Consider the following 22,596-nt stretch of genomic DNA (forward strand, 5'->3'; position numbering starts at 1 on the left):
GTACAGAACCACGTTTTAATAAATGAAGCCCAGGGTTTTCCGAAAGCGCGCAATACTGCTTCATTACAGGTCCGGAAAAAACATCTCCCGCAGTTGAAAATTAATTATAATTATCCATATTTTACAATACCTAATTGTTAATTACTGCTGCCTGTATGAAAACCATTACCTCTATCCTGTTGTTAGCCATGCTATCTTTTGTGCAACTGCACCGGGAGCAGCACCCTGCTCCTGCAAAGCCAGCCGCGGTACTGGAAGACTATTTCAGGCAACAGATGGGCCTTGCAGCCGACACGCTTCAGCAGCTGCAGCAGGCTATACGCAGCCATGCACCGGTAGCTGTACTGAAACGATTGTTCCGTTCCGGCAGGCTGGCATACAAACGTGCGGAGTTTCTTACAGAATACTATTACCCACACCTCATCCGCAGCATCAATGGACCGGCGTTGCCGTTTGCCGATGGGGAGAATTCCCGCGATATACTGCCCCCACAAGGTTTTCAGGTGATAGAGGAGAAATTATGGGCGCCTGTTATCTCCTACAAAGAGCTGCTTGCCGCTGTAACAGTCCTCAGGACACAGTTTACGACACTACAATCACAAACAGACCCTTATGGTTTCATGGATGCCTATGTATTTGATGCCATGCGCTTTGAGATATACCGCATCATTGCGCTGGGCATCTCCGGTTACGATTCACCGATAGCGTTCCTGTCCATGCCGGAAGCCGCGGCGGCGCTGGAAGGACTGCAACGTGCTGCTATACTGTATGCCGGCAATCTCGCAGACAGCACCATCAAACACACACTGAGAGCGCGTTTCCGGGAAGCGCGGCAATACTTGCTGCAACATCCGGGGTTCAATGAGTTCGACCGGCTTTATTTCATCACTACCTATGCCGATCCCCTGAGTGCATCCCTGCTGGCATTGCAGCATGCACTTTCCTTGCAGCTGCCGCATGAAAGGAGGATATTGTCGCCCGAGGCGCCGCACCTCTTTGCCATGCAGTACTATAACGCCAATGGCTACTCGCCGAATCATGAGTCTGACCCTACGGCGGTGAAAGTACAGCTGGGCCAACGCTTGTTCTATGATCCCGTGTTATCCGGTAACCTGCAACGTTCCTGCGCTTCCTGTCACCAGGCATCCAAAGCCTTCACCGATGGCATGGTCAGAAACACCTCGCTTGATGGTAAACTCACGATTGCACGCAATACGCCTACCCTGCTCAATGCCTCCTTTCAGTCGAAACAATTCTACGACTCCCGCGCTATCTTCCTCGAAAACCAGGTGTCGGATGTGGTGCATAATAAGCATGAGATGAATGGCTCCCTGCAGCAGACCGCACATGCATTAAAAAAAGACAGTGCCTATGTAAGGCTCTTCAATAAAGCCTTTGCAGCTGGACGCAACAGCATTACGGAAGAAAATATTGCCAATGCACTCGCCTCCTTCCTTCGTTCGCTCACCAGTTTGCAGTCGCGCTTCGATTCATATATGAATGGCGATGCCACAGCACTGAATGCCACAGAAAAGAAAGGCTTCAATATCTTCATGGGGAAGGGAAAATGCGGCACCTGCCACTTTGCGCCACTGTTCAACGGCGTGGCGCCGCCTTATTTCGCGGAACCGGAATCAGAAGTACTGGGCGTACCGGAGAGCAACCGCCCACATGCCAAGCTCGACAAAGATCCCGGCAAATATGTGCTGTATCGCATCCCCATTCACCGCTATGCCTTTAAAATACCAACGGTAAGGAACAGTGCCCTCACGGCTCCGTATATGCATAATGGTGTATTCCCTACACTGGAATCTGTGATCGACTTCTACGACAAGGGAGGTGGTGCAGGATTGGGTATAGCACCGTCCAATCAGACATTACCTGCCGGAAAGCTACAGCTGACGCCACTGGAGAAGAAGGCACTGACCGCCTTTATGCAGGCGCTGACGGATACCAGCAGCTGGAAGTCCGCTGCTTCATATTGACTCAGCATTTAAGATCGCTGGGGAGGTAGCCGAAATGTTTCTTGAAAGCAGCCGTAAAATGCTGCGGGTTTTTATATCCTACCACAAAGGAGATATCCGCAATACTCTGCCGCCCCTCGAGCAGCATCAATCTTGCTTTCTCCATACGTACATGGTTCATGTATCCGAAAACGGTGTTACCAAACATTTCCTTGAAGCCCTTCTTCAGCTTAAAATCGTTCAACCCTGCCCGGGAGGCCAGTTCTATCAGGGAGCAGGGTTCCTGTATATTCTCTTCTATCAGTTCCTTCACATGCCTGATACGTTCAGCGTCGCCGCTTTTCAGTACAGAACGGGGCGCCTCTTCCCGGTGCGCTTCCAGCTGCGCCAGCTGCATCAGCAACAGCTCTGTCACTTTGGCCTCGAGGTATACTTTCTTCAGCATATCCCGGTAGGGACAGTGCAGGATCTCATAGATCACATTCCGCATGGCCGGCTGTATGGGCAGGCTTCTGCCGCCGATCAGCACCGGCTGGTTATCCTGAAGCCCTTTGCCGAATGCGCCCAATGGCGCCAGCTCCGGCCCCATCATTTTTTCGAGGAAGCTACGCGTAAGTTTGATTTCCAATGTAAAACGCTGTTGGGCGGCATATTGCAGCCGGCCTTTCACTTCCGGAAAATAAAACAACTGATGACAACCATCAAAGATCGTTACATCCCGGCTGCCCTTTGATTTACTGGCGTACCCGGAGAATCCCTTCAATTCAAAATGCATTTTAAAGAAAGGGAAGTCGTGATGTACTTCCAGCTGCAATGCATTTTCATGATGGATATTCCTATGCTCAATACAAATCCCGTTCAGCAGGATTTCGCGGGTATCTCCCGTATATCCTTCCAGGTTAGTCTGATAGACCGTTTCGCTGAAACCATGATCAGCAGCGAAGTTCTCAGGAAACTCCTTGATGATGGCCTGTTCTTTGAATTCACTACTTCTTATTATCGTTCTCATCTGCTGGTCCGTTCTTTATTGTCATAACCGGGTCAACTCCGTTTTGCGGCAATAAATACTCCGTATTACGTTATATCCGCTCCGGCTTCTACCGGTAACTTTGCAAACCGGTTCAAAATTTTGTCAAACGTAATGCGGATCACGCCTGTGGCGTGGCTCGAAGTGGGAATATTTCTTTCCAATAAGGGAATATTTTCTGCCATACCGGTATTACCATGCTAAAACTGTTAACTGTTATAAGATGAAGATCAGATTGAACCTTGTACTATGTAGCTTTTTGTCCCTATTCCTGACCACCTTTATACCTGGCGTCCATGCGCAGATCAGGCCGAAAGGCAGTATCGCCGGCGTGGTGAGATCAAGCGACAACAAACCGGCAGAGAACATCGTCGTGCTGCTGAAAGGCACAAGCCGGGGCACGATAACTGACAACAACGGAAACTATGCTTTTGACAATCTCGCCGCCGGCGATTATGTTCTGGAAATATCTTTTGCAGGGTTGCAGCCCAGGCAGGTGAATGTAACGCTTCGTACAGGCGAAGACGTTACCGTGGACCCGGTGATATTGCAGGAGAGCACCAAAAAGCTCCAGGAAGTAGTAGTGGTAGGCGCTGTGGAGAAGTTTGCCAGGAAACAGAGCGATGAGGTAGCCCGCATGCCGTTGAAGAACCTGGAAAACCCGCAGGTATATACCGTTGTACCAAAAGAGTTGCTACAGGAACAGCTGGCGGTTGATTTCAAAAGTGCGTTATCAACCGCTCCCGGTGTGAGCAACATTACACTGGGCGTAGGTTCCGGTGGTGTGGGTCTGGGTATGCGTATGCGCGGCTTCAGCGGTTCCAATGCCGCCGGCGCTATCCGTAATGGCATGGCTACCAACTGGGTTACCATGAGCGATCCTGTGAACCTCGAAAGCATCGAAGTGATCAAAGGCCCTTCCGCTACCCTCTTCGGTTCATCCCTCGTAACATACGGCGGCCTTGTAAACAGGGTCACAAAAAAACCTTTCGATTACTTCAGCGGCAACGTGAGCTATACCACAGGCAGCTGGGGGCTGAGTCGCGCTACCATCGACATTAACACACCGCTGAATGCAGAAAAAGGTATGCTCTTCCGTCTGAACGCCGCCGTGGATGTACAGCGTACCTTCCAGGACTATGGCCGCAGCAGCACACAGGTGATAGCGCCAGCCTTCACCTACCGGATCAATGAGCGTCTCACGCTGGACGTGGACTTTGAATACTTCCATACCAAGCGCAACTCCACTTATATAGGTCTGGGTAACCCCGGCCCGATGAAAGCCAAGAGTCTGGATGATCTCAACATGGACTTCCGTTACGCCTATACGAATAACGATCTGCAGAGCGAAGCCAAAACATTTAACGCCTTTGCTAAGGCTACTTACCGCATATCCGATCAGTGGACGTCCCAGACGCTGTTCTCCTATGCCAATACAGATAACAATACCAACTACCTCTTTTTGCTCGTCAATACCGATTCTACCATGCAGCGCAGACTCATGTACATTCCCAGCATCTTTGGTGTGAACCAGGTACAGCAGAATTTCGTTGGCGACTTCAAAATAGGCGATATGCGCAACCGCCTGCTGGTGGGCCTCGACTTCACCCAAATCACGACTACTGATAACAGGTGGATGATCAATTTCTATGACACTGTGAAGATCAACAGAACGCCGGCCTTCATCAATATGGAGAAATACCGCCAGCGTATCGCCAATATGCCGGCGCCCTCCACAGTCAGCAAAAGGAACCAGAAAACCTACAGTGCATATGTATCCGATGTATTGAACATCACGCCCAGGTTGATTGCGATGGCCAGTGTGCGTGTAGACAGGTTTGTGAATGAAGAAGATGATTACAACCAGACAGCGGTGTCACCCAAGTTCGGATTGATTTACCAGGTAATCCGCGACAAGGTTTCTCTCTTTAGCAACTACATGAATGGCTTTACCAATGTGCCTCCAGGCACAACAGCAGAGAAGCCGGCAGAGAAAACCAGCTTCAGGCCTGAACATGCGAATCAGCTGGAAGGCGGTGTGAAAGTTGAGTTGCTGCAGGGCAGGTTATCAGGTACAGCCAGCTACTATTATATCAAAGTGCAGGATAAAATGAGACAAGACCCCAACAACCCTACGTACTCCATACAGGACGGAACACAAGAAAGCAAAGGGATTGAGGCTGACCTGATTGCCACACCGGCCAAAGGGTTGCATATCATTTTTGGTTATGGTTACAATGAAAGCAAGTATACCAAAGCGGCAGCCAATATCAACGGCAAGCGTCCTGCTTCCGCCCCGGCCAATGTGGCCAACCTGTGGGTCAGCTACACTGTGCCTGCCGGCAAAGTAAAAGGGCTTGGATTTGGTTTCGGTGGCAATATGCAGAGCGACTGCTATCTGAACGATACCAACACGTTTACAGCCAACGGCTATACGAAGTTTGACGCTACGGTGTATTACGACCGTCCCAAATATAGGTTGGGTCTTAAATTGAACAACATCACCGATAAGCAATACTGGTCTACCGATTTCTGGGCCAACCAGCAGCCCACCAGACATCTGCTGGCCAATGCAGTGTTTAAATTCTAAGCTGATAGCTGTTGACGTAGAAAGCCAGCAGCTATAACTTCTTCCAACTTATGAACACAAAGTCCAATAAAGTAAAAAGAAAACCCTGGCTCAGCAGGTTGAACAGCTGGCTGCATCTGTGGCTGGGTATATCATCAGGGATCATAGTGGTGATAGTAGCGCTTACAGGTACCCTGTTTGTATTCTGTGACGACATTATTGACGCCATGGCCGGGAAGTCGCAGTATGTACAGGAAGTGCAGACACGGCGCCAGTCGCCGGAAGCGTTGCTGGCAGCCTTCAGTAAAGACCATCCGGGTTTGAAACCATTCAGTATCCAGGTATATAAAGATCCTTCCAGAACAGCACGCATCGGGGCCGGCGACAAAGCGGGGCATTTCAGTTTCACCTGGATAGATCCGTATACGGGGCGGTCGCTGGTGACCAGCGGCGCTTATTATTTCTTTTACGTGGTAGCGCATGTGCACAGCGGAGAGATGCCGTTTGGGCATACCGGTAACCTGATTGTACAAATTGCCACCTGGATATTCCTGATAGAACTGATCACGGGACTGGTGCTGTGGTGGCCTGCCCGCTGGACACGTGCCGCCAGGAAGCAGCGCTTCACCATCAAATGGAAAGCCAGCTTCAAAAGAGTGAATTACGACCTCCATAATGTACCGGGATTCTATAGTCTTATACCTGCGTTGATGATTACTATTACGGGGCTGGTGATTATAAATGATACGGTGAAGCGATCCACCCACCAGCTTTTCGGCAGCAAACCCGATGCGTTTAAATATATGCGCAGCAAGGCTCCCGCTTACGACAGCAGCAGGCAGTTTGTGACCATGAATGAGCTGCTGAACAACCTGTTACAGGAGCCCTCCGCAGCGCAGGTGCGCCTTTCTATACCGAAGGACAGCGCCACCACCGTATTTGCCATGAGCGGCCGGGAGCTGGGTCTCAAGGCCCTGGACGGACGTATGTTCATGATCAATCGTTATACCGGCAAAGAGATGGAATTCCCGGAGAACATTCGCCGCGGCCTGCAGGTGGACGGTATGAATATGAACCTGCACATCGGCTTCTGGGCCGGATGGCTGGGTAAAATACTCACCGCAGTTGCCGGGCTCATCTGCGCGGCCTTGCCCGTTACCGGTTTCCTGATCTGGTGGGGAAAAAGAAATAACAAGAAACATCAGCGTACATCTGTTTCCGTTAGTAAGTCTTCTAAAACATCCTTAGCGTGAAAAAAGCAATCTTACTTATAATATGCCTTATGGCCATGCTACCTGTTTTCTCCCAGGAAAACATCAGTATCGGTAAAAAATATTCCCTGCCCTCCGCTATACTCGGAGAGAAAAGGGAGTTCTGGATATATCTCCCGAAAGATTATTATAACACAACGTATAAGCCTGCCCGTTATCCGGTAGTGTACCTGCTTGATGGCGATGTCAACTTCCATACCTTCACAGGCATCCAGGAAATGCTCACGCAGGGGCCTTATGCCAGTATTCCGCAGATGATTGTAGTGGGCATCCTGAATACGGACCGTACCCGCGACCTCACACCCACCGCTGGCGGCAGGCAGGCGTATTATGATAGTAAGGCCACGCTGTATCAGAACAGTGGCGGCAATAACCACTTCATTTCCTTTCTGCAACAGGAGCTGCGCCCTTACATCGATTCAGCATACCGCACGTCGGGCTATAATATCCTGGACGGCCATTCATTTGGCGGGCTCACAGCTGTTAATATACTGCTGCATCACACTAAATTGTTTAATGCCTATATCATTGTGGACCCTAGTCTTTGGTGGGATCAGCAGCTGATGCTCCGCCAGGCGGACAGTCTCTTCCCGCGGAGAGATTTTTCCGGCGCCAGTATATATGTAGCGATGGCGCATAAGGAGGTAGTACCGATGGATACCGCAACTGATCACCCGATGGCAATCCGGGCATTCGAAAAGCAGTTACAGCGCTTCCAGCCCAAAGGTCTGCGCTGGCAGTTCCGCTATTACCCGGATGAGGATCATGGCACTATACCTGTGCCCGCCGCTTTTGACGGATTGAAGTTCATTTATAGCGGGCACCAGGTGCACGTGAAGCAGGCAGTAGCCGACCCGGTACTGATTACCCGGCATTATGACACGCTATCAACCAGGCTGGGCTTCCCATTCCGGCCTACCGAAAGCTACCTGGACTGGGTGGGTAATTACTGCCTTCGCATAGGTAAAACCGGTAGCGCCATCACAATTTTTAAAATGGCCGCTGCATATTATCCGCAAAGTGCTCATGTCTACAGCAGCCTGGCGGAAGCATATAGAAAGGAAGGAAATCAGCAACAGGCAAGGGTATATGTGGAGAAGGCGGAGAAAATGAAGGAGAAATGAGGAGAAAATCAGAAAGCCCATTGCAGGGATGCTTCTTAATTTATGCACTATTCTCATTCCCCCATCTCAAACATTACGTTATGAAAAAAATTGAATGGTTAGGTAAAAACCTGACAAGAAATCAAATGAAAACCGTAAATGGTGGTAATGCAATGAACGTTTTTTGCCATTTTATTCTATGTCAAATAGTGTGTGATCTTCAGGATAAGAACTGTAATGGAGCTACCTGTAAATGTGTCTGATGGCATTCATTTAAACAGAAAAGATCTCATTTCATCTGTAATGGGTTATAGGTTTTATCGACCATAGCCCATTTTTCTTTTTATGGAAAAGGCAGCTTAAATAAGCCATACAAAATTCATTTACAATAAAATATACCATTTAAATAAAAAAATACGACCTTTCTGTCCAATACATACCAATTCGGTTGTCATTAGGTTTTAAAACACTTAAAACTTATAATCATGAAAAACTTCCTTTTCTTATTCAGGGCAGATCAATTTGTAGCAGCCAAGGGTTCACCTGAAGAGATGCAGGCGACCACCCAAAGCTGGATGGACTGGATCGGCAGCATTGCCGCACAGAACAACCTGGTAGACCGTGGTAACCGGCTGAACGCAGCCGGCAAAGTAGTAAGACCTAACAACGTAGTTACTGACGGGCCTTACACTGAGATCAAGGAAACACTTGGCGGATACACCTTGATAAAAGCCGCATCTATGGAAGAAGCCGTCGAGATTGCCAAAGGTTGTCCGATTTACAAAATAGGGGGCAATGTTGAAGTACGTGAGATAGACGAGATGTAAATTTTTTAATACAGGAAATCTCCGGAGCCTTTGTAATATTACAAAGGCTTTTTCTTATGCAGGAAAACGAATTGATACCGCACCTGTTCCGTACAGAATACAGCAAGATCACGGCTGTGCTGTGCAGCCTCTTTGGCTTTGAACACATTGAAATAGCGGAAGACATTGCCAGCGATACATTTCTGTCGGCCTCCGAAATATGGGGATTGAAGGGCCTGCCGGAGAACCCGGTAGCATGGTTGTATACGGTTGCCAAGAACAAAGCGAAGAATACGCTGAAGCACCAGGCCGTTTTTCACAACAAAATTGTGAAACAGCTTAATTATGATGCTCAGCGTGCAGACAATATTGAAATAGACCTTTCTCCCAGGAATATACAGGACAGCCAATTGCAGATGATCTTTGCGGTGTGTCATCCGGCGATACAGGCGGAAGCACAGATAGGACTAGCGCTCCGTGTGCTGTGCGGGTTCGGGATCAGCGAGATTGCAGACGCCTTCCTTACCGGTAAAGACACGATCAATAAACGGCTGCTGCGTGCCAAAGAAAGGCTGAGAGCTGAGCAGATAAAGATTGAAATGCCACCTGAAGCAGAACTGGGCAGCCGCCTGGAAGCTGTGCTGCGCACATTGTACCTCCTCTTCAATGAAGGTTACTACTCTGCCAGCTATAACACCACGCTACGTAAAGACCTCTGCTTTGAGGCAATGCGCCTCACCCTGCTGCTCATTGAAAATGACAGCACCAACCAACCAGCCGTAAATGCCCTGCTGTCATTAATGTGCTTCCAGGCTTCGAGGTTTGAGGCGCGCACTGGTGAAAACGGTGAAACCATTCTATATAATGATCAGGATATCTCCCTATGGGATCAGGAACTGATCGGACGGGGCAAGCAGTTTCTTTCCCATGCGTCGAAAGGCACCACCCTATCGAAGTATCATATAGAGGCGGCCATCGCGTGTTGTCATACCAACCGGGAAGACAGCCAGGAAAAATGGGACAATATTCTTCAGTTGTACACCCACCTGTTACAATTGGAATACTCTCCTGTAGCGGCACTCAACCGGGCGTACGCACTGGCAAAAGCCAGGGGTAAAACGCAGGCGCTCGCAGAAGCCCGTCAGCTGCAGCTTACCGATCATCCCCAATATCATATATTGCTGGGTGAATTATATACCGGTATCGACAACCAGAAAGCGATCTCGCACCTGAAGACTGCGCTTGGGCTCACCAGATCCTCAGCCGATAAGGCCATCCTTTCCGGCAAAATTGCGCACCTGGAAGCAGGCACATACCGTTCGTGAATTATCTCTGACCGTTAGTTAGTTTTTTTTCCTACTCCCTGCGATTCTGATTAAAATACAGCCGCATTCATCCGTATGGTGATGCATTTAACCCTTTATGTAATTCTTTAAACCCTTGTTATGAAAAGAAAGAAACTTGCCCTCAATCAGAAATTATCCCTTAACAAAACAACGCTTTACAATCTCAACGGGCAGCAGGTGCTGGGTGGCGCTACGATACAACCAACCGCACCAACGGGTTGTGCTCTTTGTCCGATAGACACCAACTCCAAATGCAATGACGCCTGCGCCGTCACCTGGGGTTGTCCCGTGCACACCTCCCCAAGAGTATGCCTGCAGCCAGCCACGCTTGATGCAGGATGCGGCCCCATCAAAACTATTCATACTACCATCCAGGTTTCGGGTATTTAGTTTTTACTGATAGCCTGAATAGTAATTTCCCTCCCGCTAATAGCGGGAGGTTTTTTATTTCCCGGATTAATAATTAAATTTATTCTGTCTTACACTTCATTATTAATCCTGCATATCAGAATGGGAGTGCTGTCGTTCCTGCCGCATCCGGATATAGCGGCTTATATCAGCGATATTGTTGTGATCGAGAACAACAACCTGTATAAGGAGGTGATCCTTCCTTTGATCCCGCGCGGCTCTCCGAGCATTACTTTCCAGATTACCAATCCCTGGCTTACTGGCGGTACCCGTATCGACAACCTGGTGTTGTATGGCCAGCATGTAAGGCCGATAGAACTTCGTACATCCGGCTATGTTATAGTGATTGCTTACTTCCTGTATCCGCATATGCTGAAAGGATTGTTTGGATATGATGCAAAGGAGCTGACCGACGCGAGTATAGACCTGGATCTCACAGAACCTGCCAGGGGTATGTGTCTGCAGGAACAGTTACTCAATGCGCCGGATCTCCGCCACCGCATGCAGCTTATTGATAATTTTATCCGGAAACTGGCGGCGCCCTGTGATACACATGCCGGCAGGGCTATTGCCCATGCCACGCAACTGATACAGCAAGGCCACGGCACGCTGCCCGTCAACTGTGTACAGCAGGAACTGCATACCACGGAGCGTACACTACAACGCCTCTTCGAGGCGCATGTGGGCGTATCACCTAAAACATTCAGCCGTATCTGTCAGTTCCACGCTGCATTGCAACAGCTCTCGCATAATAATTTTACTGACATGACTGCTGTAGCCTTTGACAATGGGTATGCAGATCAGAGTCACCTTATACGCGCTTTCAAAGAATTTACTCACTATTCTCCCCTCGAATACCTGAAACTGGCAGAAGATTTCCCCCGCTGACCCGGTTATTTCATTTTGTCGGGTTTCTTCTATCATATGGAAGGCGGCTGCTTTTACTTTGTACTCAACAAACAAAAACAGTACACTATGAGAAAGTTAATTGTATCAGCGTGGATTTCGCTGGATGGCATCTTCGATGCAGCGTCTATGGGTCAGTGGTTTGCTCCATACGACAGCCCTGAAAGGCAAGCTTACATCGCCGCCGGTATTATGGAATGCGATGCCATTCTCTTTGGCCGCGACACTTACCAGATGCTCGCGCCCTATTGGTCGTCACTCAAAAATAATGAGATGGGCGTTGCTGATAAGCTAAACAATGTGCAGAAGTATGTGGTGTCCACCACCCTGCAGGAAGCCAGCTGGAACAATACGGCTATCATCCGTGAAAATGTAGTGGAAGAGATCAGCAGGCTGAAACAGCAACCGGGGCGTGAAATACAGATAGAAGGCAGCGCCACGCTTATACAGTCGCTCACCAATGCCGGCCTGATAGATGAATACCGACTGCTGGTACATCCTCATATGATGGGCAGCGGCAAACGCTTCTTCAAAGACGGTACCCTTCCGGCAGGCCTGGAGCTGCTCAAAAGCGAGCCTATGCCTAAAGGAGTGATTGCATTATATTATAGAAAGCAGGCTTAAAAGTTTTTTTTCAGTCTTTGTCCAATTTTCATTTTCCTGGTCATTATTGTAGTGTAAATTATATATTCACGCACAAAATCATTACGAAAATGAAAAGTTTCATGTTATTATTCAGACAGCCAAGCTACGACTACAGCAACGCTTCTCCCAAAGAAATGGAAACACTCACGCAAAAGTGGAAAGACTGGGTTGGAGGTATCGCAGCACAGGGCAAACTGGGCAATACCGGTCCACGCCTGGCTACTGAAGGAAAGGTGCTTAAATCAGGCGGTGTGATCACAGACGGGCCGTTTGTGGAAATCAGGGAAAGACTGGGCAGCTTTCTGGTTGTGAAAGCCGACAGCCTGGAAGAAGCTACCACCCTTGCTCATGGCTGTCCCGCCCTGGAGTCAGACGGAAGCGTAGAAATAAGAGAAATCATTCAACAGTAATTTTTATTTTCAGTCATCAGCTTTTAGCATTATACAGCGATAGCTAAAAGCTGATGACTTATGTTTATTCAGTAATGGAACAGGTATCCTTAAAACAATTATTCCAGCAGGAATTTTCGAAGATGGTGGCAGTGATCAGTAAACTGTTCGGGCTACAGCATATAGAGACAGCAGAAGATATTGTCAGTGAAACATTCCTGCTTGCAGCAGAAACATGGGGGGTGAAAGGCATTCCCGCCAACCCTACTGCATGGCTTTACATGGTGGCCAAACAGAAAACGCTTTATCATTTCAGGAGGAATAAAATATTTGAACAGAAAGTTGTTCCACAGTTAACTCATAAAGAAGACATCAACATCATGCCTGACGATCTCGACTTCTCCCAGCAACACATCAAAGACAGTCAGCTGCAAATGATGTTTGCCGTGTGTAATCCGGCTATTGCCAGCGAAGCCCAGATAGGGCTCGCTCTGCGTATCCTCTGCGGCTTCGGCATCGACGAAATTGCCGCCGCATTTTTATCCAACAAGGAAACGATCAACAAGAGGCTCTTCAGAGCGAAAGAGAAACTGCGTCAGGAAAAGGTGAAGATGGAGATGCCGGCTGAAAACGAGATCCCCAAACGGTTAGACAATGTGCTGCATGTAATATACCTGCTTTTCAACGAAGGTTATTACTCCCAGACGCAGGACGAGATCCTGCGGAAGGACCTCTGTATTGAAGCGCTGCGGCTGGGTCTTATGCTCACAGAATATGAAAGTACCAATCTCCCCAAGACCAACGCACTGATTGCGCTGATGTGTTTCCATGCTTCCCGCTTCGATGCAAGGCAGACCAACGGCGATACCATTGTGCTCTATGAAGACCAGGACGAATCCTTATGGGATGATGACCTGATCAGCCAGGGCGCCGCCTATCTCGGCCGTTCCGTAGGAGGTGACGAACTCAGCTCCTATCATCTTGAAGCCAGGATCGCACACTGGCATTGCATAAAAGAAGACTCTTCTGAAAAATGGCACGATATACTTCAGTTATATGATCAGCTCCTGCTGGTGAATTATTCTCCGGGCGTGGCGCTTAACAGGGTATTCGCGCTATACAAAGTAAACGGGCCTGCAGCCGCACAGGCAGAGGCTGAGACGTTGCGCTACGAAGAAGATCATTTTTACTTCCTGTTACTGGGCGAACTATATAAACATACAGATACCGAAAAAGCCAGGCAGCATTATAAAAAGGCGATGGCATTGGCTAAAACCCAAACGGAGAAACAGGGTATCCGCCAGAAGCTGGACCAGCTTGACTAAAAACACGTTTCTGATTTTATACTCCCGGAAAGTTTTTCAGGTTGCGCTTGAACACACGCGCATTCTCTTTGCTGTCCTGGGTGGCCCATACCGCCATGGCATATAGCACGGGCTTCAGTCGTTGTCCGGAAGCTGAAAGGCTGTACGTTACGTGCGGCGGCACAACAGGCATTGCTTTACGTACGATCAACTCATCTGCTTCCAGCTGTTTCAGCTGCTGTATCAATACTTTCTCTGTGATGGCCGGTACGGCTTTCCGCAGATCGCTGTAGCGGCGGCTGCCACCCAGCAGCTGGAAGAGAATAATAGGTTTCCAATATCCTCCGATCTTCTCCATTACATATGTGACGGGGCATTCGTTGAATGCAGACTGTTTGTTTTCCTGTATGGTGGAACTCTCCTTAATACGTGTCATAGCATACATACTTTAGGGTAAGTACTTGTACAAAAGTAAGTATAAAAATACTTTTGCATCAGCAATAAAAGCTAAAAACTATGAACATCACCATCACAGGCTCACTGGGTAATATAGGCCGCAGACTGACAGCAAAACTGATTGCATCCGGACATACTGTAACCGTTATCAGCAGCAATGATCAAAGGGCGGACGAGATCCGTCAGCTGCAGGCAATACCTGCTATCGGCTCTGTAAGCGACGCCGCTTTCCTTCAACAGGTTTTTACAGGTGCAGATGCAGTATTTACCATGGTACCCCCAGACTTTTCCGTACCCGACCACCACACCCATATCAGGGAAACCGCTGCCAGGTATGCCCAGGCCATAGCAACCGCCGGTGTAAAGTACGTAGTCAACCTCAGCAGCGTTGGCGCACATACGCCTGAAGGTGCGGGTCCTTCAGGTGCACACTATCACGTTGAGCAGCAACTGAATGCACTAACGGTAACGAATATACTGCATATCAGGCCTGGTATGTTCTATACCAATTTCCTCGGCGCTGTTCCGGTAGTGAAACAGCACCATATGCTTGGCAATAACTTCGATGCTGCCGTGAGCGCTGCACTGACACACCCTGAAGATATTGCTTCCGCCGCAGCCGCATACTTCAATGCGCCGGTAACGGGTAAGCATATTCGTTATGTAGTCAGCGATGTAAGAACAGGTGGGGAAATAGCGGCAACGCTGGGGCGTGCCATTGGTATGCCGGAACTACCCTGGGTCAGCTTCCCGGATGAAGCGATGCTTCAGAGCCTTGTACAATCGGGGATGACAACAGCAGCAGAATCTTTTTATATTATCGAGATCGGAAAGGCGTTGCGCAATGGCAGCCTGCTGGAAGATTTCCTGCGCCAGCAGCATCAGGCAGGCGGACAGTCCCTGGAAGCATTTGCAAAAGAATTTGCGCAGGTGTATCATGCGTAGGTATCAGCTTTCAGGTATTAGTACTGAAAGCTAATACCTGAAAGCTAAATGCATCTCATCATACTGTTTCTGTCGGGCAAAAGCAGGTAGCCAGCCTGGTGATGCAACCGAACCTTGTATAAGGCAGACAGATAGCAGGCTCCGTACGGCCGCCCTGCAGTGTCAGTTGCTCATCAGTGCTGAGGTTACCCACTGTCAGTTTTCCCAGCTGTAATTTTTTAACGATTTTCTTTTTCATAACTGTAGATTTTAAACGTAACAGCCGTGAAAGTAGGTTCCACCAGTGCCGGGTGTCCGCAGTGGACATTAGAATTCACCAGTTTATCTTGATCTTACTGTTTTGTTAAAGCCGGTAATAAACCACACAAAGAGAATATCTTTATCCGACAGTATATCATCCGGATGAAAATATTATTCAGGCTGTTTATCAAACCTTTCTACAGGGAAAATGCCGGCGCCTTCCTGTTCCTGACCACTATCCTCTTTCTGATAGTAAGCCCGGTACATGGTGCAGGACTGGTGGAATATCATTATTCCCTGATGACGGGCATGCTCAGCAATTATTATTTCCTGCTGGTTGTTTTCTTTGTGTGGATATTATATGCCAGAAAATGCGCGGCATTTGTTACCGCGCTGCTGTACCGGCCGGAGTATACCTTTCTTCGTGTATATAACAGTGCCAGCAGCGCCCGACGGTTCAGACTGTTTCTCCTGGTGGATACCACGCTGTTGCTGCCTGTCATTATTTATGCGGTACTTGTTACCATCACGGGATGGCGGCAACGACTCTTCCCTTCCACCCTGCTGGTGCCTTTATATGTAGTAGCCTTATGTGCGGGGATGGCGGCATATCATCTGCAGCAACTGAGCTCCCTGGAAAGGGATACCACGAAACCTTTACTGCGGGGCGCCTGGAGTCAATGGCTCCGATCGCGTTACCCGGTGATGCTGCTGCGCTATGTGCTGACTAACCAGAAAATGATCTGGCTGGGTATTAAGCTCTTCACCTGCTGGATGCTCTATGGCGCCGCGAGAAATAACACTGCCACCGTATATGATCCGGGCACCGTATTCTGGTTCTTCAACTTCGGTATTATCGCTAATGGCATCATTTTAAATAAGACCAGGGAGTTTGAGACGGTGTACTTTTCTTTTTACCGTAACGTTCCAGTATCCCTCGTTACAAGATTGCTGCAATATGCGTTGTTCTGCCTGTTACTGCTGCTACCGGAAATGATTACTATTGCCTCGCTTACGCCCGTACACCTGCATGATAGCGATGCGCTGCGCTATGCACTGTGCAGCTATAGCCTGGTGTTACTCATGCTGAGCGTTACCTTTCTGCGCAGGTTCAGCATGAAATCTTACCTGCAGATCATCCTCCTCATTACCTGTATACAATTCGGTTGTCTGCTGACGGGCGCCCTGCTTCCGCTTTCCTTGCTGATGCTGGTAACGGCGGTATGTTGCTTTTCCGCCGGGTACTACCGATATGAATAAGTGTATTCAGTGGCTTCCGAGTGTAATACGAAGCCTGTTCAGCGCATTCATCAGCGATATACTGGCCGTGAGTTCTGCCACTTCTCTTTCTGAAAAATGTTGCAGTAGCCGTGGATACAATGCTGTGGCGGCCACTGGCTGGTTGGTCACGGTTTCAGTCCATTCAAGTACCAGCTGCTGTTGCGGGTCAAAATCGCCGGACAGTCTCCATCCCGGCAGCTTATCAATCAACGATGAGGGGATACCCATTTCCCGCAGCTCAGCGGCGTGATAAGCACAACAATATGCGCAGCCATTGAGCTGCGATGTGCGCAGCTCCGCCAGTGCAATGAGTTTCACATCCAGCCCGGATATACGGATACTGCGATGGGCCTTGTACATATATCCCACCGATTCTTTAGCAATTTCCTGATAATTCATCTTTGTATATGCTTACCTGTTAGAAAATAAATGCCGGATGGCCAGCCCCTTCAGCAGGGCAAAGGTACTCCTGCTTATTACCCGGCAACAGGTAAAAATCATGGATTAAAAGGTAAAATCAACCGGGGAGTCCTTACAACGCTGCCTTTAGTTGCCTCCGATGTTCTCCGGGAGCGGCTTCCTTATAGCGGGCAAACATCTTCCGGAAATGCGCGAGGTCTGTAAACCCTAGCTCATCAGCGATCTGGCTCAGGGAAAGGTCTGTATATTTCATGCGGTTTTCTGCCAGCTTCAGTTTATAAGTAAGGATATATTGTTTGAGACCTACGTCAAATTTCCGCCTGAAATATTCCCCGAAATAGGAAGGCGCGATATGAAACGTTTCCGCCAGGTGGTTCACCGTCAGCCGGTTGGGGTCATGAATATGATACTGCAGATAGGAAAGGATGGAATCACTTTGCTGTGTGGCTGGCTCCACTTGCTGACCACCCAGGTTACGCGCCACGATGTTGAGGATGGAGAACAGGGTATTCTGTACGATGATGTCACAATAGCCCAGTTTGCGCTGATGCTCCTGAATAATAAGCCCCATCAGACTTTTTACTGTTTCTCTGTCTTCCGCTGTTTTGAGCACAGGGATTTCCAGCCTGTTTTCGTTGAAGAAAATGAATTCCAGTTTCCGGAACCAGGTCTCAAAATTAAAATTGTAGGCATTTACAGCAGTCCGCTCAAAATAGACTTTCTGGAACTGGATGAAATGTATACGGGATGGCTCTGCTAACCTGAAGGCCTCTGTTTCCTGCGGCAGCAGGAAGAACAAATCGCCGGCTTTAAACGGAAGATGATGATCGTTGATCTGCAAAGTTCCGCTGCCTTCTTCAACCATCACCAGTTCAAAAAAGGTGATGGTCCCTTTGTTCCAGGGTACCTCATCACCTGCTATGGTCATTACTTTGAACGGTTCGTATATATTCCTGTTCATTGATGGAAATTTTTGGATTGATGATACCGGCGCCTGTATCATTGTTCTCCGGCAACAAAAATCCGAAAATTCCATCGTATTCTGTTACCGGTTCAGGCGGGCTGCAAGGAGCGCTGCCCGAACTGAACAATGTAGCCATCTGCGCCAATCCGACGTGATGCGGGCCGTAGCGCCCAGGATACCATTGCTATAATGGCGAATGATAAAGGCGCGATGAAATGTGTAACGCTATCTCCATTTACAATATGAGACGCTACAGCGCCGGTCATGTTGAAGACGATACCGGCATAAGCCCACTCCTTCAGCAGCTGAAAACGCGGCAGCAGCAAGGCGATTCCACCCAATACTTTCCAGCATCCCAGGAGCGTGATAAAATAAAGCGGATACCCCAGTTGCACCATTCCTTCTACTGTTCCGCCACGCTGAAACATATCAGCCATGCCGCCGGACAATACCACAAACTCAATAATACCGGTAGCTGTCCAGTAAGCAATCAGCTGTTTCCTGCCTGTTGCTTCTTTATCCGGCTCTATGGCGTATCCTTTCAGCAGCTTGCGGGATGCTGGCCGCAATGCCCAGGAAATGATTGTCAACGCTACAAATACCAGGGGGCCCCATGCTTTGGAAGAATCTCCCATGGCCAGGTGTGAGATCGCTGCTCCGGAATAGGTTAAGAACAATCCGGCATAAGCCCACTCCTTCACACGCGGGAAACGCGGCGCCAGCAATGCTATCACGGCCAGCACTTTCCAAACGCCCAGGATCACCAGGAAATAAAGCGGATAGCCCAGCTCTGTCATAATGTTGCGGACAAACGGGATGCGGGCAATATCCCAATAAGCGCCTACGGCTGTTTCTGTGAGGATGATAGCGGTAATGGCCCAGTAAGCAATGATACGTCCTTTTGATTCGTTGTTTGTATTAAGTTTTCTGACATCTTTCATAACAGATGATTTTTACAGTTGTTAAGGTGAATAAAACGTTGGTCTTATATCACAATAAGTACTGAGATATCAGAAACCGGACATCCAGGAGAAAATATTTTTTTAGCGCCGGTTTTTCTTTTCGTGGTCCAGCAGCCACTGCTTCCGCCAGATACCGCCGCCGTAGCCGGTGAGGCTGCCGTCTTCGCCAATTACACGGTGACAGGGCACCAATATAGATATACGGTTCATGCCGTTGGCGCCGGCCACCGCCCGGCAGGCATCCGGTCTTTCCAATGCAATGGCCTGCTGCTTGTAAGAGCGTACCTCTCCAAAGGGAACAGTACATAACAGCTCCCATACTGATTGCTGAAACGCGGTGCCAGGCATGCACAGCGGCACTGTGAAGACCTGCCTGCTGCCATTAAAATACTCTTCGAGCTGGCGGCGCAATGTGTGAAAGTGTACATGTTCGCCCTGTACGAGGTTGGCATTGAGCAGTCTGCTAAGTGCGCGTAATTCTGTTTCCAGCATTTTCCTTTCGGTGAACTCCAGCAGGCATATGCCATCATCCACCGCGCAGGCCAGCATAGTACCCAGTGGTGTTTCCAGCCGTGCTATATTAATGATGCGTTTATTTTTGCTGAGTGCCGGTGATGCGCCCACAATCGCTTTATAGGAGTCTGCAAACCCGCTAAGCGATTCATAGCCGCTATCGAATGCTACCGCGGTGACGGTTTCTCCCTTCTGTATGCGTTTGAAAGCGGAGTTGATGCGGAACATGCGCTGATAGCCCTGAAAGGTGATCCCATGATTCTTCAGAAACCATCTCCTGATTCTTACGGGATCTATGCCCTGCTGTAACAGGTCGTAGTCCTTTATTTTAGTGGTGGGATCTGCATTCAGCCGATCCAGTATTTCCCTGATATAGGCGGGCGTCTCCCCTTTCTTCTCCAGCGGACTGCATACTTTACATGGTCTGTATCCCTTCTGTATAGCTTCTCCCGACGTTTTCAAAAACTCTACATTCTCCACCTTGGGTTTTCTGGCCGTGCAAGTAGGCCGGCAGAATATACCGGTTGTCTTCACACAGGAGAAGAAAATCCCTTCGTAGGATGGGTCTTTATCTACCATCGCCTTATACATGATTTCGTTTGTGAGCATCCTGTTTATTTTATTACAAAAGTAAGGCAGGCGAACAGGTGCGACAACCGAAAAACGGACTTTGATTTTTTTTCTCACAAAGGTGCAAAGGAAGCAGAGAACATCACTCTCCTATAGCTTGCAGGTCTACCTGATATTGGGTTTTAAAGAACTGAAGCAGCAGGTTATATTTTTTTCCTACCAGTCCGTTTTTATCTGTAGCAGGCGCCAGGATGGTGGCCTGCAGCTCTCTTGCCGGTGTGCTGATGATCTTATAGATATAACTCATCAGGTCGCGGTATTTGGAGGGGGGGATGGGCCGGTTGTTATCATAGCCCAGTACCAGGAATCCGTGTTCATAACGGTTGGAGACGGTCTGCTTCTGATCATAGGAGCTTACCTCAAAGAATGCGGCCGGTGGTGTGATCTTTGGCGGATTACCGTTGTATAACAAGATTTCAAGGAAGAGTGCATGCACAGCGGTTTTCAGCTTGCGGCGCTGCTCTTTCGTCATATCGCGGAAAGCTGTGTCCACCGCCGGAAAGATGATGTAATCGAATCCCGCCATCGGGTAAGTAACCGGGTAATTGGTGGTATCCAACCCGGTTTCCGATACCAGCATCTGCCCAGCCAGCAATATTTTGAAGGGCAGATATTTCCGCAGGAAATCATCGGTATAAAAATCAAACCAGCTGTGTTTCAAAAATTCAACGGCAGCCGGTAATGCGATGGTGTCGGCTGTTCTCATCAGCACTGCTTCATAATAAAAGCCGGTGATTCCGTACCGGAACTCTTTTCCCGGGAAACGGTACAATACATAGGAGCCGTATTTCCGGTACCAATCTACTATCTGATGGTCGTAAGGTGCATTACCCTGTGGCAGCTCAAAGTACATATCGCCTTTGGGAGAAGGTGTTACGTTGTCATCGTTTTTTTTGCAGGCAATCAGTAAAAGTGTTGCCAGCGCAGGGATACAGAATATCTTTAATAGCTGCATGCATTAAGGGTTTTGAATGAGCATAGGATTATTGGTAAGCGCTATATCCGGGATAGGCAGCACATAGCTGGAGCTTCGTTCCGGCAGCTGATAGGCCTGTGGTTTCTGTTTGTTGCTCTGATAGTAAAAGTGCGTGATGGCTGGCATGCCATAGCGGCGGAGGTCAAACCAGCGATGTTCTTCGAAGCACAGCTCTCTTCTTCTCTCCTGCAAACAAAAGGACAACAATTCCTGTACTGAGCCAAAATCGGCTACTGACAAGGGTTTAAAGTTCACTGCCTCGAACCGGTTTTTCCGCAGAAAGTTCAGGTCTGTTACCGCCTGATCCAGCAAAGCAGCATCGCGGCGCCGTATATATGTTCTTATCAAAGCCTCCGCCCTGTTGAGATATGCCTCCGCGGTGCGGAACGATTTGCCGAGGTATCCCTTGTAATTCACTTTGGAGAAGATGCCGGTTCTTCTCCAGGAGTTGATGTATACATCAGCCCTGAGGTCACCTTTCTCATAGGCAGCGCTGAGCGTATCCGACGGATAGTAACAGGGCTGGTTATATACACTGTCGGTACCCAGCAATCCATATTCCCGGATGCATCCAAAGAGAAAGATGATTTCTTTATTGGAAGGATCGATGTAGCAGGGTCGTGGATAGATCATGCCGGAATCTCTGCCGGATGTCACTGCCCAACGGTGAATGTCTTCCAATGCAGGGCGTTCCGACAACAATCTGCCGGCATTCTCTATTACCCTTTTCCAGTCGTTCATGTAGAGAAATATCCTGCTGGCCAGGAGCCACGCGGCCTGCCGGCCAATGCAGAACACCTGATCATTGCTATTGGCTTTCTCCAGCAGTGCGGCGCCCTGTGTGATGTCGCTCACGATCTGGTTATATACTTCCTCCACAGAATTACGGCGCAGGCATGCGTCAGCCACTTTACCCGTGAGCACCAGTGGCACTCCCATAGACTTGTCCGGCGTTTGCTGCGGATCATTGTAAGGCCATCCGTAAAGATTAACAAGCATGAAATAGTAATAAGCGCGCAATACCCTGGCCTGCCCTTCCAGCTGGTCTTTCTCCGCCTGTTCTCCTTTGGCCTGCCTGATCATATCCAGTACTACATTACATCCTTTGATGCGCTGGTAATATTTCCCATAGGTATCTGCATCCCTGTCGCCATTGATCTGCATCTCACTGTACAGATCGCGGCTCCAGGTGAAGGCGGGTTGCCCCTGCTTCCAGTTGGAGGCATAAGGATCGGGGGTAACGCATTTTACATCATCGTCCAGCAGGCTGAAATAGGGATGAAAAGGGCGATTGGCAGGCGGATAGCCTTCGCGTGCCAGCACCTTCTGCAAATCGGCGATGGTAGCAGGGATGAACTCATCCGGAGACGACTGTTCCAGGAATTTTTTACATCCGCTGCAACACAGTATGATAGCGAGGATGCCGGAAGATATAAGGCGATTTGAAAATTTTCTGCCGATGGTTTTCATG

22 protein-coding genes are annotated in these 22,596 nt (G+C 48.9%); 13 read left to right on the forward strand and 9 right to left on the reverse strand.

Annotated features, from left to right (window positions below; genetic code table 11):
* Positions 1–155 precede the first annotated feature (155 nt).
* Complete coding sequence (locus tag VM802_RS04900) at positions 156–1,985, forward strand: cytochrome c peroxidase (protein ID WP_325528579.1); 1,830 nt, start codon at positions 156–158, stop codon at positions 1,983–1,985.
* Position 1,986: 1 nt separating this feature from the next.
* Here VM802_RS04900 and VM802_RS04905 read toward each other — a convergent pair whose 3' ends face one another.
* On the reverse strand, positions 1,987–2,973 hold the full coding sequence (locus VM802_RS04905) for a helix-turn-helix transcriptional regulator (RefSeq protein WP_325528581.1): 987 nt from the start codon (positions 2,971–2,973) through the stop codon (positions 1,987–1,989).
* Between the two features lie 241 nt (positions 2,974–3,214).
* Here VM802_RS04905 and VM802_RS04910 point away from each other — a divergent pair, with 241 nt between their 5' ends.
* The 10 genes from VM802_RS04910 to VM802_RS04955 all read left to right on the forward strand — a co-directional run bounded on the left by VM802_RS04910 (position 3,215) and on the right by VM802_RS04955 (position 13,759).
* Positions 3,215–5,581: a TonB-dependent siderophore receptor gene (locus VM802_RS04910; RefSeq protein WP_325528583.1), complete on the forward strand. Its 2,367-nt coding sequence runs from the start codon at positions 3,215–3,217 to the stop codon at positions 5,579–5,581.
* 50 nt (positions 5,582–5,631) lie between these two features.
* Positions 5,632–6,813 (forward strand): PepSY-associated TM helix domain-containing protein, encoded by a 1,182-nt coding sequence (locus VM802_RS04915; RefSeq protein WP_325528585.1) that lies wholly within the window; start codon positions 5,632–5,634, stop codon positions 6,811–6,813.
* Positions 6,814–6,842: 29 nt separating this feature from the next.
* Entirely contained in the window at positions 6,843–7,955 is a 1,113-nt protein-coding gene (locus tag VM802_RS04920; RefSeq protein WP_325528587.1) for an alpha/beta hydrolase-fold protein, read from the forward strand.
* 464 nt (positions 7,956–8,419) lie between these two features.
* Positions 8,420–8,761: a YciI family protein gene (locus VM802_RS04925; protein ID WP_325528589.1), complete on the forward strand. Its 342-nt coding sequence runs from the start codon at positions 8,420–8,422 to the stop codon at positions 8,759–8,761.
* A gap of 56 nt (positions 8,762–8,817) precedes the next feature.
* Positions 8,818–10,065: an RNA polymerase sigma factor gene (locus VM802_RS04930; RefSeq protein WP_325528591.1), complete on the forward strand. Its 1,248-nt coding sequence runs from the start codon at positions 8,818–8,820 to the stop codon at positions 10,063–10,065.
* 120 nt (positions 10,066–10,185) lie between these two features.
* The gene (locus VM802_RS04935) at positions 10,186–10,476 is read left to right on the forward strand and encodes a class I lanthipeptide (protein ID WP_325528593.1); all 291 of its coding nucleotides are present in this window, start codon (positions 10,186–10,188) and stop codon (positions 10,474–10,476) included.
* A gap of 120 nt (positions 10,477–10,596) precedes the next feature.
* On the forward strand, positions 10,597–11,382 hold the full coding sequence (locus VM802_RS04940; protein WP_325528596.1) for an AraC family transcriptional regulator: 786 nt from the start codon (positions 10,597–10,599) through the stop codon (positions 11,380–11,382).
* A gap of 87 nt (positions 11,383–11,469) precedes the next feature.
* Positions 11,470–12,024: a dihydrofolate reductase family protein gene (locus VM802_RS04945; protein WP_325528598.1), complete on the forward strand. Its 555-nt coding sequence runs from the start codon at positions 11,470–11,472 to the stop codon at positions 12,022–12,024.
* Positions 12,025–12,125: 101 nt separating this feature from the next.
* Positions 12,126–12,455, forward strand: coding sequence for a YciI family protein (locus VM802_RS04950; protein ID WP_325528600.1), 330 nt, complete (start codon positions 12,126–12,128; stop codon positions 12,453–12,455).
* Positions 12,456–12,508: 53 nt separating this feature from the next.
* Complete coding sequence (locus VM802_RS04955; protein ID WP_325528602.1) at positions 12,509–13,759, forward strand: RNA polymerase sigma factor; 1,251 nt, start codon at positions 12,509–12,511, stop codon at positions 13,757–13,759.
* A 16-nt stretch (positions 13,760–13,775) separates the two neighbouring features.
* On the opposite strand, the gene VM802_RS04960 is transcribed toward VM802_RS04955, so the two are convergent.
* Positions 13,776–14,174, reverse strand: coding sequence for a winged helix-turn-helix transcriptional regulator (locus VM802_RS04960; RefSeq protein WP_325528604.1), 399 nt, complete (start codon positions 14,172–14,174; stop codon positions 13,776–13,778).
* A gap of 80 nt (positions 14,175–14,254) precedes the next feature.
* Here VM802_RS04960 and VM802_RS04965 point away from each other — a divergent pair, with 80 nt between their 5' ends.
* Complete coding sequence (locus tag VM802_RS04965; protein ID WP_325528606.1) at positions 14,255–15,139, forward strand: NmrA family NAD(P)-binding protein; 885 nt, start codon at positions 14,255–14,257, stop codon at positions 15,137–15,139.
* Between the two features lie 58 nt (positions 15,140–15,197).
* Here the strand turns inward: VM802_RS04965 and VM802_RS04970 are convergent, their stop codons facing one another.
* On the reverse strand, positions 15,198–15,377 hold the full coding sequence (locus tag VM802_RS04970; protein ID WP_325528608.1) for a class I lanthipeptide: 180 nt from the start codon (positions 15,375–15,377) through the stop codon (positions 15,198–15,200).
* A gap of 164 nt (positions 15,378–15,541) precedes the next feature.
* On the opposite strand from VM802_RS04970, the gene VM802_RS04975 reads away from it, so the two are divergent.
* Complete coding sequence (locus VM802_RS04975) at positions 15,542–16,639, forward strand: hypothetical protein (RefSeq protein WP_325528610.1); 1,098 nt, start codon at positions 15,542–15,544, stop codon at positions 16,637–16,639.
* A 6-nt stretch (positions 16,640–16,645) separates the two neighbouring features.
* On the opposite strand, the gene VM802_RS04980 is transcribed toward VM802_RS04975, so the two are convergent.
* The 6 genes from VM802_RS04980 to VM802_RS05005 all read right to left on the reverse strand — a co-directional run bounded on the left by VM802_RS04980 (position 16,646) and on the right by VM802_RS05005 (position 22,595).
* Complete coding sequence (locus VM802_RS04980; RefSeq protein WP_325528612.1) at positions 16,646–17,059, reverse strand: carboxymuconolactone decarboxylase family protein; 414 nt, start codon at positions 17,057–17,059, stop codon at positions 16,646–16,648.
* 133 nt (positions 17,060–17,192) lie between these two features.
* A complete protein-coding gene (locus VM802_RS04985; protein ID WP_325528614.1) occupies positions 17,193–18,041 on the reverse strand; it encodes an AraC family transcriptional regulator in 849 nt (282 codons plus the stop codon).
* 92 nt (positions 18,042–18,133) lie between these two features.
* Entirely contained in the window at positions 18,134–18,985 is an 852-nt protein-coding gene (locus VM802_RS04990) for a DoxX family protein (protein ID WP_325528616.1), read from the reverse strand.
* A 102-nt stretch (positions 18,986–19,087) separates the two neighbouring features.
* Entirely contained in the window at positions 19,088–20,128 is a 1,041-nt protein-coding gene (locus VM802_RS04995) for a bifunctional transcriptional activator/DNA repair enzyme AdaA (RefSeq protein WP_325528618.1), read from the reverse strand.
* Between the two features lie 103 nt (positions 20,129–20,231).
* A complete protein-coding gene (locus VM802_RS05000) occupies positions 20,232–21,104 on the reverse strand; it encodes a hypothetical protein (protein ID WP_325528620.1) in 873 nt (290 codons plus the stop codon).
* Positions 21,105–21,107: 3 nt separating this feature from the next.
* Complete coding sequence (locus VM802_RS05005) at positions 21,108–22,595, reverse strand: RagB/SusD family nutrient uptake outer membrane protein (RefSeq protein ID WP_325528622.1); 1,488 nt, start codon at positions 22,593–22,595, stop codon at positions 21,108–21,110.
* Position 22,596: the final 1 nt, after the last annotated feature.

Source organism: Chitinophaga sp., assembly GCF_035538455.1.
GTDB lineage: Bacteria > Bacteroidota > Bacteroidia > Chitinophagales > Chitinophagaceae > Chitinophaga.